Source organism: Streptomyces sp. NPDC015661, assembly GCF_043077765.1.
Classification (GTDB): Bacteria; Actinomycetota; Actinomycetes; order Streptomycetales; family Streptomycetaceae; genus Streptomyces.
In genome coordinates this window covers 286,500-301,558 of record NZ_JBIBST010000006.1, presented here as the reverse complement: position 1 = coordinate 301,558, position 15,059 = coordinate 286,500, and the positions used below count along the sequence as shown (strand labels likewise).

General features: G+C 73.4%; 12 protein-coding genes. 6 read left to right on the top strand and 6 right to left on the bottom strand.

The genetic code is table 11. The features are described from left to right. Positions 1 to 18: 18 nt before the first annotated feature. Positions 19 to 3,612 (top strand): glycoside hydrolase family 32 protein, encoded by a 3,594-nt coding sequence (locus tag ACF07V_RS18390; protein ID WP_392155288.1) that lies wholly within the window; start codon positions 19 to 21, stop codon positions 3,610 to 3,612. A gap of 3 nt (positions 3,613 to 3,615) precedes the next feature. Continuing rightward, positions 3,616 to 4,539 carry a carbohydrate kinase gene (locus tag ACF07V_RS18385; protein WP_392155287.1) on the top strand — a complete coding sequence of 308 codons (924 nt, stop codon included), beginning with the start codon at positions 3,616 to 3,618 and terminating at the stop codon, positions 4,537 to 4,539. Here the strand turns inward: ACF07V_RS18385 and ACF07V_RS18380 are convergent. The 3 genes from ACF07V_RS18380 to ACF07V_RS18370 form a co-directional block, all read right to left on the bottom strand. After that, positions 4,517 to 5,806, bottom strand: coding sequence for an ATP-binding protein (locus ACF07V_RS18380; protein ID WP_392155286.1), 1,290 nt, complete (start codon positions 5,804 to 5,806; stop codon positions 4,517 to 4,519). The two genes, ACF07V_RS18385 and ACF07V_RS18380, sit on opposite strands and share 23 nt — an antisense overlap. A gap of 193 nt (positions 5,807 to 5,999) precedes the next feature. Next, positions 6,000 to 6,356 (bottom strand): DUF805 domain-containing protein, encoded by a 357-nt coding sequence (locus tag ACF07V_RS18375; RefSeq protein WP_392155284.1) that lies wholly within the window; start codon positions 6,354 to 6,356, stop codon positions 6,000 to 6,002. Between the two features lie 234 nt (positions 6,357 to 6,590). Continuing rightward, complete coding sequence (locus tag ACF07V_RS18370; protein ID WP_392155282.1) at positions 6,591 to 6,950, bottom strand: SPW repeat protein; 360 nt, start codon at positions 6,948 to 6,950, stop codon at positions 6,591 to 6,593. A 394-nt stretch (positions 6,951 to 7,344) separates the two neighbouring features. Here ACF07V_RS18370 and ACF07V_RS18365 point away from each other — a divergent pair, with 394 nt between their 5' ends. Both ACF07V_RS18365 and ACF07V_RS18360 read left to right on the top strand, forming a co-directional pair. After that, on the top strand, positions 7,345 to 7,716 hold the full coding sequence (locus ACF07V_RS18365) for a cupin domain-containing protein (RefSeq protein WP_392155280.1): 372 nt from the start codon (positions 7,345 to 7,347) through the stop codon (positions 7,714 to 7,716). A gap of 176 nt (positions 7,717 to 7,892) precedes the next feature. Then, positions 7,893 to 9,335 carry a carboxylesterase/lipase family protein gene (locus ACF07V_RS18360; protein ID WP_392155278.1) on the top strand — a complete coding sequence of 481 codons (1,443 nt, stop codon included), beginning with the start codon at positions 7,893 to 7,895 and terminating at the stop codon, positions 9,333 to 9,335. Positions 9,336 to 9,365: 30 nt separating this feature from the next. Here the strand turns inward: ACF07V_RS18360 and ACF07V_RS18355 are convergent, their stop codons facing one another. After that, positions 9,366 to 9,872 (bottom strand): DinB family protein, encoded by a 507-nt coding sequence (locus ACF07V_RS18355; RefSeq protein ID WP_392155276.1) that lies wholly within the window; start codon positions 9,870 to 9,872, stop codon positions 9,366 to 9,368. Positions 9,873 to 10,108: 236 nt separating this feature from the next. Between ACF07V_RS18355 and ACF07V_RS18350 the strand changes: the two genes are divergently transcribed. Then, entirely contained in the window at positions 10,109 to 10,801 is a 693-nt protein-coding gene (locus ACF07V_RS18350; protein ID WP_392155274.1) for an RraA family protein, read from the top strand. Between the two features lie 15 nt (positions 10,802 to 10,816). On the opposite strand, the gene ACF07V_RS18345 is transcribed toward ACF07V_RS18350, so the two are convergent. Further along, positions 10,817 to 11,254 carry an OsmC family protein gene (locus tag ACF07V_RS18345; protein WP_369142413.1) on the bottom strand — a complete coding sequence of 146 codons (438 nt, stop codon included), beginning with the start codon at positions 11,252 to 11,254 and terminating at the stop codon, positions 10,817 to 10,819. 595 nt (positions 11,255 to 11,849) lie between these two features. Then, entirely contained in the window at positions 11,850 to 12,503 is a 654-nt protein-coding gene (locus ACF07V_RS18340) for a class I SAM-dependent methyltransferase (protein ID WP_392155273.1), read from the bottom strand. Between the two features lie 165 nt (positions 12,504 to 12,668). On the opposite strand from ACF07V_RS18340, the gene ACF07V_RS18335 reads away from it, so the two are divergent. Beyond that, complete coding sequence (locus ACF07V_RS18335) at positions 12,669 to 15,044, top strand: molybdopterin cofactor-binding domain-containing protein (RefSeq protein WP_392155272.1); 2,376 nt, start codon at positions 12,669 to 12,671, stop codon at positions 15,042 to 15,044. Positions 15,045 to 15,059: the final 15 nt, after the last annotated feature.

The window sequence follows — 15,059 nt, the reverse complement described above, 5'->3', positions numbered from 1 at the left end:
ACCGCCGAGGAGGCCCCCATGCGTATCCCCGAGCTCCCCCTCCACCGCCGCACCCTGCTCCAGGCCGGCGGACTCGCCCTCCTGCCCGCCCTCGCCGCACCCCGCACCGCCGAGGCCGCCCCCGCGCGCCGCCGCCGGACCGCGACGCCCCCCGAGCCCGTCACCTCGCCGCTCCCCGACCCCCTTCCGTACCGGGGGAGTTGGCAGCGCACCCCGGACGGCGGACAGCGCGCGTCCGCCGCCCCCGGCACCGCGCTCGCCGTGACCGAGCACCGGATCGGCGCCCGCGCCGGGTGCTCCGTCCGGATCGCGGCCGATCCGGCCACCCCGCACGCCCGGGGCGGGCTCGTCCTGCGGGCCGCGGCCGACGGCACCACCGGCTACGCCGTCCTCCTGGAACCCGCGAACGGCCAGGTCGAACTCGTCGACCTCGCGAGCGGCACCACCCTCGCCTCCGGCGGCAACGGACCCGGCGCGACCCTCGACGTCACCGTCGACGGGCCCGCCCTCACCGTCCACGTCGACGGCGAGCAGGTCCTCACCACCGTCGACCACCGCCACGTCGCCGGCCACGTCGGCCTGCTCGCCGACGGCGGCACGGTCACCTTCGGACCTCCCCGGACCTGGTCCGTCACCACCGACCTCAGCGGCTGGACCGGCAGCGGCACCTGGACCCCGACCCCGCTGGGGCTCACCGGCGCCGCACCCGACGGCGTCAACATCCGCACGATCGCCGCGGACGAGGCCCACGACACCTCCGTCCAGGCGGACGTCGTCCTCCACGACCCGTACGCCGTCGCCGCCCTCCTCGTCCGCGCCGACGCCACCGGCACCCGGGGCTACGCCGTCGAGGCCGACCCCAACCTCGGCCGCCTCCGCCTCTACCGCGTGGACGGCGACACCACCCTCGCCACCCACGCCACCACGATCACCCCCGGCACCGTCCACCGCCTGCGCGTCGAGTCCGAGGGCCGACGCCTCCGCGTCCACTGGCAGAGCGACTTCCTCCGTCCCGACGGCTACGCCCCCGTCATCGACACCGAGGACCCCGCGCCCGCCCCGCACCTCTCCGGCCGCCCCGGGCTCCTCGCCTACAACGGACGGGTCTCCTTCGAGAACATCACCGCCGCCGGGCCGCCCGCCGAACTCCCGGGCGCCACCACCCTCTCCGGCACCTGGACCCGCGACCTCAAGGGCCTGCGCGGAAACGACGGGCTGCGCACCGCCCCCGCCCCGGCCGGCGCCGACCTCGTCGTCTCCGCCGACGTGCGGCTCGCCGGAGCGGACGCCGCCGGGCTCCTCGTCCGCGGCCACGAACTCCTCCTGGACACCGCGACCGGCTCGATACGGCTCCTCGACCACGGGAGCCGTGCCGTCCTCGCCACCGGGCAGCCGTCCGTACGTCCGATCGGCGCGGGAACCCCGTACCGCGTCGAAATCCACCTCGTCGGCGGCGAGTTCACCGCCTCCGTGGACGGGGTGGACGCCCTGCGCGCTCCCGCCACCGCCACCGGCGACACCGTCGGCCTCGTCGCGGCCGGCGGCACCGCGTACTTCCAGGACGTGTACGCCGCCGACGCGCGCGACCACTACACCGAGCCGTACCGGCCCGCCGTCCACCACTCGCCGCGCTCCGGACCGGGCAGCGACCCCAACGGGCTGGTGTACCTCGACGGCGAGTACCACCTCTTCCACCAGGCCGAGGGCCGCTGGGCGCACGCCGTCTCCACCGACCTCCTCCACTGGCGCGCGCTGCCGATCGCCCTCGACTGGAACGAGTACGGCCACCGCTGGTCCGGCTGCGCCGTCGCCGATCACGGCGACGCCTCCGGCCTGTTCGGCGGCGGCTCCGGCCTCATCGCCCACTACACGAGCTACCACCCCGACAAGATCGGCGGAAACCAGGCGGTCCGCGCCGCCTACAGCACCGACCGGGGCCGCTCCTGGCAGCCGTACGGAGGCCCCGAACCGCTCGTCGGCAACCCCGGAGGCCCGGACGGCGGCTGGGACTTCCGCGACCCGAAGGTGGTCCGGGACGAGGCCCGCGACCAGTGGGTCATGGTCGTGTCCGGCGGCGACCACGTGCGCTTCCTCACCTCCCGGGACCTCCTCCACTGGAGCCACACCAGCTCCTTCGGCTACGGGGACTGGGTGACCGGCGGCGGGGTCTGGGAGTGCCCCGACCTCTTCCCGCTCCCGGTCGGCGGCGACCCCGCCCGTACGGTCTGGGTCCTCACCTTCAGCACCGGAGCCGCCCGCTCCACCGACGGCTCCACCGCCCGCCACCTCACCGGCGACTGGAACGGCACCTCCTTCACCGCCCACCAGGCCCCGGGCCCGGCCCCGCGCAGCGACCACGGCCGCGACTTCTACGCGGCCATCACCTTCGCGGACCTGCCCGACGCGCGCCGGGTCTGGCTCGGCTGGACCACCAACTGGGACTACCCGTTCAGCGCCCCCACCCACCCGTGGAACGGCCAGCACTCCCTTCCCCGTGAACTCACCCTCGCCGACGGCGCGGACGGCCCCGTCCTGCGCCAGTGGCCCGTCGCCGAACTGACCTCGCTGCGCACGGACACGACCGTACGGAGGGACCTCACGGCCGGGCCCGGCGCACCCGACCCCTGCGCCGGTCTGACGGGCACCACGTACGACCTGGAGGCCGCACTCGTCCTGCCTCCGGCCGGCGCCGCGACCGGCTTCGCCTTCCACCTGCGGACGAAGGACGGACAGGCCACCCTCGTCGGCTACGACGGCGTCCGCGAACGCCTCTTCGTCGACCGCACCACCTCCGGACGCACCGACTTCACCCGGTACTTCGCGGGCCGCACCGAGGCCCCGCTCGCGGCCGTCCCGGCCGCCGACGGCAGCCGGACGGTCCGGCTGCGGATCCTCGTCGACTCCTCCTCCGTGGAGGCCTTCGGCGGCGACGGCGAGGCCGTCGTCACCAGCCTCGTCCTGCCCGACCCCGACGCCGACGGGATCGCCTTCACCGCCGAGGGCGGCACGGTCCGGATCGCCGAACTCGCCGTCCACCGCCTCGCCTCCACCTGCCGCCTCGGCGGGACGCTCCCCGCCCTGCCCGAGCCCCCGCCGCCGGGGGAGTTCCGCACGGACCTCGGCACCCTCACCACCGTCCCCGCAGGCCGCTGGGAGGCCACCGGCGCCGGACACACCGGGGTCTTCGACCGCGACAGCGACGCGATGTCCACCCGCCGCTTCGCCGACCTCGAACTCACCACCCTGCTCCGGCTCGGCGGCCCCGACGGCACGAGGGGAGCCGCCTCCCTGATCTGGCGGGCCTCCGCCGACGGCGCCGACGGATACGTCCTCAACGTCGACCCCGACCTCCGGGCCGTCCGCCTCGTCGTCCGGCGCGGCGGCTCCTTCGACGACGCGGCCGCCCTCGCCCGGGTCCCCGCGCTCGTCCGGCACGGCGCCACGTACGATCTGCGGATCGTCCACCAGGGCACCCGCATCCAGGTCTTCCTCGACGGGAACCGGATCATCGACCTCACCGACCCCGCGGGCACCTATACCGACGGTCACGTCGGCCTCAACGTCTTCGGCGGCCGGGCCGGCTACCAGGACACCTACGCCAAGGAGCTCTGACCCATGTCCATCCTGGTGATCGGCGAGTGCGTCGCCGACATCGTGCGCGGAGCCGACGGGACCGAACGGATCCACCCGGGCGGCAGCCCCGCCAACGTCGCCTACGGCCTCGCCCGCCTCGGCCGGGACGTCACCCTGCTCACCCAGCTCGCCGACGACCCCACCGGCCGGCTGATCGCGGACCATCTGAAGGGCGCGGGGGTACGGGTGGAGGTCGGCGGCGCTCCCGTACGCACCCCGTCGGCGGTCGTCGCGCTCGACGCGCACGGCGGGGCCTCGTACACCTTCGACATCGCCTGGACCCTGGAGACCGGGGAGCTCCTCGTGGACCGGCCCGTCCATGTGCACATCGGCTCGATCGCCGCCGTCACCGCCCCCGGCGCGGCCACCGTCCTCGCCCGGGTCGAGCGGCTCCGCGTCCGGGCCACGGTCAGCTACGACCCCAACGTGCGGCCCGAACTGATGGGGGAGCACGCCGAGGCCGTCGCCCGCGTCGAGCGCTGCGTCGCGCTGAGCGACCTCGTGAAGGCGAGCGACGAGGACCTGGCCTGGCTGTACCCCGGCGAGGAGCCGGAGGCGGTCGCCGCCCGCTGGCTGGCGCTCGGCCCGGCCGTCGTCCTGGTCACCCGGGGCGCGGCGGGATCGCTCGCCTTCACCGGCCGGGAGACGGTCACCTCGGAGACGCCGCAGGTCACCGTCGTCGACACGGTCGGCGCGGGCGACTCCTTCATGTCCGCCGTCCTCGACGTCCTCGCCGGGCGGAAGACCTTCGACGGGCTCGGCGCCGAGTACCTCGCGAGGCTGCTGCGCAGGGCGAGCGCCGCCGCGGCCGTCACCGTCTCCCGGCCCGGCGCCCAGCCGCCCGACCGGGCCGAACTGGACGCGGCCGGGGACCGGTTCACCATCAGGTGCGGGCGTGTGAGGTGATGTCCGCGGCGAACTGCTCGACCATCTCCGGCGTGACCGTCGGCCGGCACTCCGCGATGGCCTCCAGGTAGTCCGCCGTGCTCGCCCCGGGCACCGGGTCGTCCCCGCCGCGCCCGCCGACCGCGACGAGGTCACGCTCGAAGGAGGCCTGGGCGGCGATCCGGGCCGCGTGCTCGATGTCGGCGGGAGTGAACAGCTCGCTGGCGAGCACGAGTTCGTCGATGTCGACGTCCGGCCGCCCCTCGGTGTACCGGGCCCAGATGGCGGCCCGTGCCGCCTTGTCCGGCGTACCGATCGGGATGAGGTAGTCGAAGCGGCCGGGGCGCAGGAACGCCGGGTCGAGGGAGCGGATCGAGTTGGTCGCGCAGACGAGCAGCCGCTCGTCCCGCTCACGGAAGCCCGGTATCAGCTTCAGGAGTTCGTTCGTCACCCCGTGCATGCCGCCGGGCTGGGCGGGCTCCGAGCGGACCGGGGCGATCTCCTCGACCTCGTCGATGAAGACCAGGACCCGCTCCAGCTCGGCGATCCGCGCGAACGCCGACCGCAGGGCGGCCGCGAGGTTCCCCTCGTCGGCGAGGCGGGACGGCAGGATCTCCACGAAGGGCCAGCCGAGCCGGGAGGCGATGCCGCGCGCGAAGGTGGTCTTGCCGGTGCCGGGCGGGCCGAACAGGCAGACCGCGCGCGGCGGTCGCACGCCGTGCCGGGTGGCGCGCTCCGGCTCGGCCAGGGGCAGTACCACCCGGCGTTCGATGAGGTCCTTCTCCCGCTCCATGCCGGCGACCTTCGCCCACAGGTCGCCGGGGAGCAGCCGGCCGCCCAGGTCGTCGAGGAGGCCGGCGGCGGGGCCGTGCAGCGGCTCCACCTTCTCGAAGTACGCGACGGCCGGCTGGCGCGTGTACCCGGCGTTCAGCAGGCCCTCGCCGAGGAGTTCCTCCTCCGGCAGGACGTACGCGATGCGTCCGACGCGGGCCGCGACGAGCCGCCGCTCCAGCTCCACGAGCAGGGCGCTGGCGAGGCCGCGGCCCCGCCACGCCGAGGAGATCGCGATCCGCATGACCCAGGCCCGCTCGCCGGAGACACAGGCGAGCGCCGCCCCGATGGGGGCGCCCTGGTGCACGGCGACGACGGCCGGCTGACGGGTGGTGAGGGCGCCGATGCACTCGGCGAGCGAGAAGACGGACTCCTGCCCGAGCTCGGCGGTGGTGTCGATCAGATGGACGACGGCGGCGAGATCGCTCTCGCGGTAGTCGTGGATGTGCCAGTTCACCGGTGGTACCGCCCCTCGTTCGTGCTGTTGCGGCGAGGCTAGGCGGGCCCGCGGGGGCCGGTCGTGCGCCATCCTGCACAAGGCGGCGCGGGGAAACGCGCCGAACCGTCACTGGGCAGGAAACGGGTGCGGCCCCCGGAGAGAACTCCGGGGGCCGCGCGTGTGAGCGGGTCCTTCAGCAGGGCGGGGACCGTCAGTAGGCCGGGGCCAGCTTCGGGTTCGGGCCGTGCGCGTTCTGGTGCTGCTCGCCCTCGGTGGCGAGGAAGACGATCAGGATGATGGCGCCGACCAGCGGAACGAGGTCGATCAGGATCCACCAGCCGGAGCGGCCGGTGTCGTGCAGGCGGCGGACGGTCACGGCCAGGCCCGGGATCAGGACGGCCAGGCCGTAGATGCCGTACAGCAGCGGGTACGTGCCGAGCAGCGAGTCGACGATCATGAGGATGACCGCCGCGATGACGTTGAACAGGAAGAACATCCAGAATTCCTGCCGACGCGCACGGCCGTTGAACACCGCGTACTTCTTGAGAACGTCGAGGTACCAGTTCACTTTGTCCCCCCAAGGACTGGGTATGCGAGCGGGAGCCTGTCCCTGTGGAGCAAGCTTTACGCAGAACTTATGTGGCTGAAACCATGTGGGTCAATTCGTTACCGGGTGGTTGCAGTTCACGTACAGAACGCGGTGAACGGCGGCACCTCCGGTGAGGGGAGATGCCGCCGTTCCGGGAGAGGATCAACGGTGGTCGGGGAGAGGGAGTGTCAGAACGTCACGCCCTTCTCTTGATCAGGTCCTTCTCTTGCTCATGAGCAGTCCGCCGGCCGTCAGGGAGAACAGACAGACGCACGCACCGGTGATCACATTGCTGAGGATCGTGCCGGTGTCGGGGTTCCGCGAGACCACCCACGGCGAGACGATCAGCCACGCGCCCATGAGCAGGACCACGAAGTTGAGGTCCTGCGACCGCTCGGGGGCCATCGACATGCAGAGGCCGAGGACGGCAAGCGAGATGCCGACGATCAGGTTGCTGATGGCGAGTTCCGGCCGGGCGGCGGAGAAGTGGACCGTGTAGGCGGAGATCGCGGCCCATACGCCGGCGAGGATCACGAGCTCCTCGACAGCCGCGACACCTCGGGTCTGGAGCATACGGGCGTAACGGTCCCGCATTTCCGACGCATCGGGGTGTCCCGCGATATCACCATGACGGTGAGAGACGTCGGCCATGTGACTCGCCTCCTTCTGGCGTCATGCACGTCAGGCCGCATCGCGGCAATCGCGCCGCTGCTTCATTGTGCGCTTATCTGGCCTTTATGTGTAGGTCTGTCCGATAAGGGATGCGCACAGAAAAAGAGCCGTGAATGTGCAGGGATCCACCAAAAGGCGATTTCCGTTCAACAAAAATTCAATGCAAGGCCGGACGATACTCGGTATCGATGTGCACGACCGCGCTCGGGGTCGTGCGCGCGGTGGTGGGTGCCGCCCCGGCGTAGCCTGGAAGCGGACTCGGGGATCGGACCCTTTCCACCGCCGGGAGTACGCGATGGCCGGGATCGTACGGAAGACCTTCGACTCAGCGGACGAGACGCGTCCCTTCGAGGACGGCAAGGGCAGGCTGGACCTGCTCATCGGCGACGGCGGCTCGGTCGGCCGCGCCGTCTTCGAACCGGGCTGGCAGTGGTCCAAGCACGTCAAGCCCATCGCCGGCACCGACAGCTGTCAGGCCTCGCACGTCGGCTACGTGATCAGCGGCCGCATGAAGGTCGTCATGAACGACGGCGAGACGGCCGAGTTCGGCGCGGGCGACTACATGGAGGTCAAGCCGGGTCACGACGCCTGGGTGCTCGGCGACGACCCCTGCGTGACCCTCGACTGGCTCGGCTTCACGAACTACGCCCTGCCGCCGACCTCCTGACGCTCCCCCTCGCAGTGCCCGGGCGCGGGCGCCGGCCTCGACCGCGGGCTCCCGCTCTCCCGGCCTCTCCGGTGCCGTGCCGGGGGCTGCCTTCCCGTGGTATTGACACGTGTAAGTGAGGGGTGACAGGCTCCTTTCCTCGGCCCCGTGTGCCCGCGCAGAAGGAGCAGCACCCCATGAGCACCATCGTCACCACCGCCCGAGGACCCGTGCGCGGCGAACGCCGTGCGGACGGCAGTCTGCGTTTCCTGGGCATCCCCTACGCGCAGCCGCCGGTGGGTGATCTGCGGTTCGCCGCACCGGTGCCGCCGGAGGCCTGGTCGGAGCCGCTGGACGCGACGGCGTACGGGCCGACCGCCCAGCGCCGTCCGTTCGCGGACGTCACGACGATTCCGGAGCCGTCGATCCCGGGTGCCGGGGTGCTGAACCTGAACGTGTTCACGCCGGAGGCGGACCCGGAGGCGGGACTGCCGGTCCTGGTGTGGATCCACGGCGGGGGATACGTGGCGGGTTCGGCGGCGAGCCCCTGGTACGACGGGTCCGCGTTCAACCGGGACGGGGTCGTCCTGGTGTCGGTCGGCTACCGGCTGGGCATCGAGGGGTTCCTGCACCTGGAGGGCGCGCCCGACAACCGGGGCGTACGCGACTGGATCGCGGCCCTGGAGTGGGTGCGGGACAACATCGCCGCCTTCGGCGGCGACCCCGCCAAGGTCACCATCGCCGGTCAGTCGGCCGGCGGCGGCGCCGTGCAGACCCTGCTCGCCGTCCCGTCGGCACAGGGCCTCTTCCGGGGCGCGCTCTCCGTCTCCGGCGCCGTCATGCGACCCGACGGGCCCGAGGTCGCCCGCGCCGCGGCCCGGCTGTTCACCTCCCGCACCGGCGTCCCGGCCACCGCCGCCGCCCTGCGCGACCTGACCGACGACGAACTCCTCGACCTCCAGGACCGCCTGGGCGAGCCCGGACCGGACCGCGAGGGCCTGCCGCCGATGCTGGCCCTCGCCCCCTTCGCCGACGGCGAGCTGATCCCCGTACCCGTCCTGGACGCCCTGACGACGGGCGAGGCGGGCGCCGACGTGCCGCTGATGCTCGGCTTCACCGAGGACGAGTTCACGATGATCCCGGCGCCGGGCCCCGAGGGCCCGCCGCTGCCCGTCCTCCTCGGCGGGCTCGGCCTGAACCCCGCCAGGGCCGACGACTTCGCCGAGGCGTACGCGGCGGGCGGCGAGGAGCGGTACTTCGGCCAGGCGCTGACGGACACCGTCTTCCGCGCCCCGAACGTCGCCGTCGCCGACGCCCGCGCCGCGCGTGAACGGCCCACCTGGCTCTACGAGTTCCGCTGGCAGTCCCCGGCCCTCGGCCTCGCCTTCCACTGCCTGGACCTGCCCTTCGCCTTCGACCTCCTCGACGCCGAGGGCGTCGCCGCCGTCGCCGGGGACGCGCCGCCGCGCGCGCTCGCCGACGCGATGCACCGGGCCTGGGTCGCCTTCGTCACCGACCAGGACCCGGGCGCCGACTGGCCGCGCTACACGTCCGCGGAGCGCACCGCGAAGATCTGGGACGCGGAGCCCCGGACGGCCGCGGACCCCGTGCGGCGGGTCCGCGACCTCTGGCTCGACTGAGCGGGGAGGCCGGCCCCGCCCGGACGGCTCCTAGTCGCCCGTCGTGCCGTCGAGCAGCTCGCGCAGGATGTCCAGATGGCCGTTGTGGCGGGCCGTCTCCTCGGTGAGGTGGAGGAGGATCCAGCGCAGGTCGACGTGGAGGCCGTTGCGCACCGGGCGGGCGGCCTTGGCGTCCAGGCCGTTCCCCGCGACCAGTTCGCGGTAGCGGGCGCTCTGTTCCGCGTACTCGTCGAGCAGCTGCGGGAGCGGGAAGTCGACGGCGATCCGCATCTCGCGGTCGGGATCCTCATCGGTCCAGGGACCCCGGTCCTCCTCGCCGAGGAAGACCACCTGGAACCAGTAGTACTCGACCCAGCGGAGATGGTTGATCAGCCCGCTCAAGGTCATCAGCGGGGAAGCCGGCAGGAGCGCCTTGCGGGCGTTCTCCGCGGAGACGCCCTCGCACTTGGCGCGGGCGGTGTCACGGGCGTAGTCGAGGAACGTGGTGAGCTGGGTGCGCTCGTCCCACGCGGGCGGTGTGTCGTCGATTCTTGTCATCGCGCGAAGCGTCCCCGATCACCGTGCCCGGTGTCGAGGCAATTTGCGACGGGTGCCGTTCCCGCACCGCGGGGCCGAGGGGGGCCGGGCGCCGTGGGTGCTGTGCGGGACTCCCCGGGCACCCCCACTCCCCGGACACCCGCCGGACGCCGTGAGTGCTGTGCGGGACCCTCCGGACACCCCCTAGCATCGGGCTCAGCCCACCGCGCCCGCCGACGGACGGATCGGAACGCCAGATGCTCAAGGACTTCGCCGACCTCTCCACGCCGCTGATCGCCGACGCCTGTGTACGGCTCGGGGAGCCGCTGCGGGCCGCGCCCGCCGGGATCCTGCCCGTCGTCGCCGGGCAGCGCGTCGCCGGCCGGGTGCTGCCCGCCCGCCACTACGGAAGCGTCGACGTCTTCCTGGAGGCCTTCACGGCGGCCGCACCCGGCGACGTCCTCGTCATCGACAACGCGGGCCGCCGCGACGAGGCCTGCATCGGCGACCTCGCCGTCCTGGAGGCCGAGGCGGCGCGCGTCGCCGGGGTCGTCGTCTGGGGGCTGCACCGGGACACCCCCGACCTGTTGGAGATCGGACTGCCCGTCTTCTCGTACGGACGCCACGCGCCCGGCCCCGTGCGCCTCGACGACCGGGACCCGGACGCGCTGACCACCGCGCGGTTCGGCGACCACGAGGTGACCGCCGCCGACGTGGTGTTCGGCGACGACGACGGCGTGGTCTTCGTCGCGGCCGACCGCGCCGACGCCGTCCTGGAGGCCGCCCGGGCCCTCTTCCGCACCGAGCGGGAGCAGGCCCGCCGGATCAGGGCGGGGGAGACCCTGCGCGAGCAGACCCGGTTCGACGACTACCTCGCGGGCCGCGCCGAGGACCCCGCGTACACCTTCCGCCGCCATCTGCGCCGGATCGGCGGCGCGATCGAGGAGTGACGCCCCTCCTGCCCGTCAGCCCTCGAAGCCGACCGTACCGTCCGGCAGGATCGCCTCCACGCGCGCGCCGTGCTCCACGGTCCGGCTGACCGTGCAGAACTTCTCGTGCGTCAGGCGCACTCCCCGGGCGAACACCTCGGCCGCCTTGGGGTTGTTGTCCGGCAGGTCGAACTCGTAGCTCACCCGGATCCGGCCCAGCCGGCCGTCGTCCTCGGGTCCCGACACCGACTCCACCACGATCCGCAGGTCGTCGTGGTCCACGGCCCGCGCCGTCCGGTCGATGACGAGGCCGCCGCAGCCGCCCATCGCCGCGAGCAACAACTCGACCGGGGTGAACGAGGGCTGTGCGTCCGCGTCGTCGGCGGCGGCCATCCGGACCTCCGCACCCCGGTCGTTGCGGGCGGTCCAGTTCCGGTACCCGGTGCGGACGGTCTCGATCCGGTAGTCGGCCATGGCGGCGAAGCTCCTTCGTTCACGTGCGTGTCCCCGTACGGTACGCGCCGGGTACGCGCGCGGCGGCGCGGGCGCGGACGACGGCGCCGCGGGCCCCGGACACCGCGCCCCGGGCGGCGCGGAGTTCCGCCGACCGGACGGGGACCGGCGTCCTCCGGGATCGGAGGGGCCGGTGCGCGAGCCCCCGGGATCCGCGCGTGAGCACATCTGAGTAGCCGGGTACGGGCAGCTGAGTACGTCGACCGATCCGGCGGCCGGCGCCCGCTGATGGACTGGGTTCATGACCTTCGACGCCCGGCGCACCCGCCGCCTCCAGCACGTCACCGCCACCGGCTCGGCGCTCGCGGTGGCCCTCGGCCCGCTGGTCCTCGGGGCGCTGCTCGCCAAGTCGGTCGGCGGGGACCCGATGGCCTCCGTCAACGCCCTCATCGCCGGCGGCGGCCAGCGCGCCCGCCTCTCCCGAGCCCAGCTCAGGACGGGAGCCCGGCTCCGCCCCGGCGTCCGGCTCCGCCCCGCTGCCCGGCTCCGGCCCGTCGCCCGGCTCCGGGGCGGTGGTGCGCGCCTGCGGGGCCGCGCGTCCGTCGAGCGACCCGGCTCAGGCGCGCGGCTTGCGCGTCAGGAGGAAGGCCTGCGGCGTCTTCTCCCCGAGGTCCGGCTCCCGTACCAGGCGGGCCGACTCCGCCAGGCCCGCCGCCGCCAGCAGGGCCGCCAGACGGTCGGGTGACCAGCGGTACACGTCGAGCGCGACCTCGTGCCCGTAGGCACGCTCCAGCCGGACCCGCTCGTCGCCCACTTTGAAGGCGACCAGCGCGTACCCGCCCGGCGCGAGGACCCGGTGGAACTCGCCGAAGGAGGCCACGAGTTCGTCCTCGGGCATGTGGACCGTCGAGTACCAGGAGAGGACCCCGCCGAGCGAGGCGCCGGGCAGGTCGAGCGCCGTCATGGACCCCACCTCGAAGCGCAGCCCCGGGTAGGTGTCCGCGGCGACCGTGATCATCCCGGGCGACAGGTCCACGCCGAAGACGTCGGCGCCGAGCTCGCGGAGGTGGGAGGTCACCCGGCCCGTCCCGCACCCCAGGTCGCCGATCAGGCGTGGCCCCTCCGCCGCCGCCACCTTCTCCACGAAGCCGGAGAGCATCGCCCGGTCCAGCGGCGTCGTCGCCAATTGACCGGCGAGCAGCCGCTCGTAGTCGACGGCGACGGTGTCGTACGAACGGCGGGTGGCGGTGACGTGCGCGGCTTCGGTCATGGCGCGACCCTACGACGGCGCCTCCCGCACGGTGTCCCCGCAGGACCTCCGCACAAGACGTCCACGTCCGAACGGCTCCCGGAGGTCCCCCACATGCGCGATGATCGTCGCCTCTGAGAATACTCGGCGGTAGCAAGCCGGGTTCACGGCGAAAGGGCAGACCGAATGGCGAGGCGGCACCCCGCGCGGGACGAGCACCACACGAGCGGCACCGGGGACGGGAGTCCCGTGAGCGAGCCCGGCATCGGGCGGCGCCGGTTCCTCGGCTACGTCCTGGCCGCGCCCACCCTCACCGTCGCCGCCCAGCTCGGGGCCGAGGCCCTCGCCCCGCGGCAGGCCGCCGCCGCGGTGCCTGCGCTCATCCCCTCGCTGCCGGGACCGGCCGAACTCCTCGACCTCAACGAGCTGCTCACGCTCGCCGCCCTGCCCACCAGCAACCTCATCACCATCCGCGTCGACGCCGACGGCACGGCCCACTTCGCCCTGCCCCGCGCCGAGGTCGGCCAGGGCGTCACCACCTCCAGCGCCATGATCGTCGCGGAGGAGCTCGACCTGCCCCTGGACAAGGTGAGGGTCACCCTCGCCGACGCCCGCCCCGAGCTGCTCTTCAACCAGCTCACCGGGGGCTCCAACACCACCTACTCCACCTACACCCCGATCCGGGTCGCCGCCGCCCTCGCCCGGGCCCGGCTGCTGCACGCCGCCTCCCTCGTCCTCGGCGAGGCCGTCGAGACCCTCACCACGAAGGCCGGCACCGTCCTCTCCCCGGCCGGCGCGCTGCTCGGCTACGGCGAACTGGCCGTGAAGGCCGCCGCCGTCACCGACGCGGCGGTGGAGGTCACGCTCAAGGACCCGGACGGCTTCCGCGTCATCGGCACCGCCCAGCGCCGCGTCGACGCCCTCGAAGCGGTCACCGGGCGCAAGAAGTTCGCCATGGACCTCCAGGTCCCCGACGCACTGCCCACCATGGTCTGCCGTCCGCCCACCATCAACGGCACGGTCCGCTCCGTGGCCAACCTCGCCGAGGTCCGGGCCATGCCCGGCATCACCGGCGTCGTCACCGTCTCCACCGGCGTCGCCGTCCGCGGCCGCACCTTCGGCCAGTGCGTCGACGCCGTCCGCGCCCTCCGGGTCGACTGGGGGCCCGGCACCGCCGAGGGCGCCTCCGACGCCACGATCCTGGAGAAGCTCCGCCGGGCCGAACTCCCGCTCGTCGTCCCGGCGCTGCCGCTCCTCACCAAGGCCGTCGACGCCCGCTTCACCTTCCACTTCGCCAGCAACGCCGCCCTGGAGACCAACTGCGCGATCGCCGACGTGCGGGAGGACTCCGCGGAGATCTGGGCCTCGCTCAAGGCGCCGATCGTCGCCCAGGAGCAGATCGCCCTCAAGCTCGGCCTGCCGCCCACCGCCGTCCGCGTCCACGTCACCGAGGGCGGCGGCTCCTTCGGCCGCAAGCTGTTCTCCGACGCCGCGCACGAGGCCGCTGAGATCTCGAAGGCCCTCGGCAAGCCCGTGAAGCTGATGTGGCACCGCACCGACGACTTCCGGCAGGGACGTACGCACCCGATGTCCACCTCCCGGGTGCGGGCCACGTACTCGCTCGGCGAGGTCCTCACGTACGAGCAGCGCCACACCTCCGTGGCCACCGACTTCGGGCACGGCGTCGGCGAGGTCCTCACGGCGGAGGTGGCACGGCTGCCCGTCGCCGACGCCACCTTCTCCGAGACGATGTTCCAGCTCACCCAGATCAGCCCCTACCACCTCGGCGTCACCACCCAGCTCCTCGCCGAGACCGACAAGGGCTTCAACACCGGCTCCATGCGGAACATCTACTCGCCCAACGTCCGCTGCGCCCAGGAACTCGTCATGGACGAACTGGCCAGGCAGATGGGCCAGGACCGGTACGCGATGCGGCGCCGGCTCGTCAAGGACGCGCGGGCCCGTGCCGTCCTCGACAAGGTCGCCGAGGTGGGGAAGTGGGGCCGGAGCATGCCGGCCGGCACGGGCCAGGGCATCGCCGTGCACACCGAGTACCACTCGGCCGTCGCGATCCTCGCCGAGATCGACTGCCGGCCGGAGACCACCGGACGGAAGATCCCCAACGCGTACACCGGACCGCGCGTGACGAAGATCGTCTGCGCCGTGGACGTCGGCCTCGCGGTCAACCCGCGCGGCCTGGAGGCCCAGATGATGGGCGGCATCGCCGACGGCATCGCCATCACCCTGACCTCCGGACTGCACCTGAGCGACGGGCACTTCCTCGAAGGCAGCTGGGACCAGTACTTCTACACCCGGCAGTGGAACACCCCGCCCGAGCTCGAGATCATCGTGATGCCGCCGAGCGGCGACAAGCCGGGCGGCGCGGGCGAACTCGCCGTCGCCGGCGCCATGGCCGCCGTCGCCTGTGCCTACGGCCGGGCCACCGGCACGATGCCGACGGTCTTCCCCGTCAACCACGCCGAGCCGCTCGCCTTCACGCCCCTGCCGACCGTCCCGCCCGTCCCGGCCTCACCCACCGACGGCCGCGACCGCACCATCTGAGACCTGGAGCCCCTC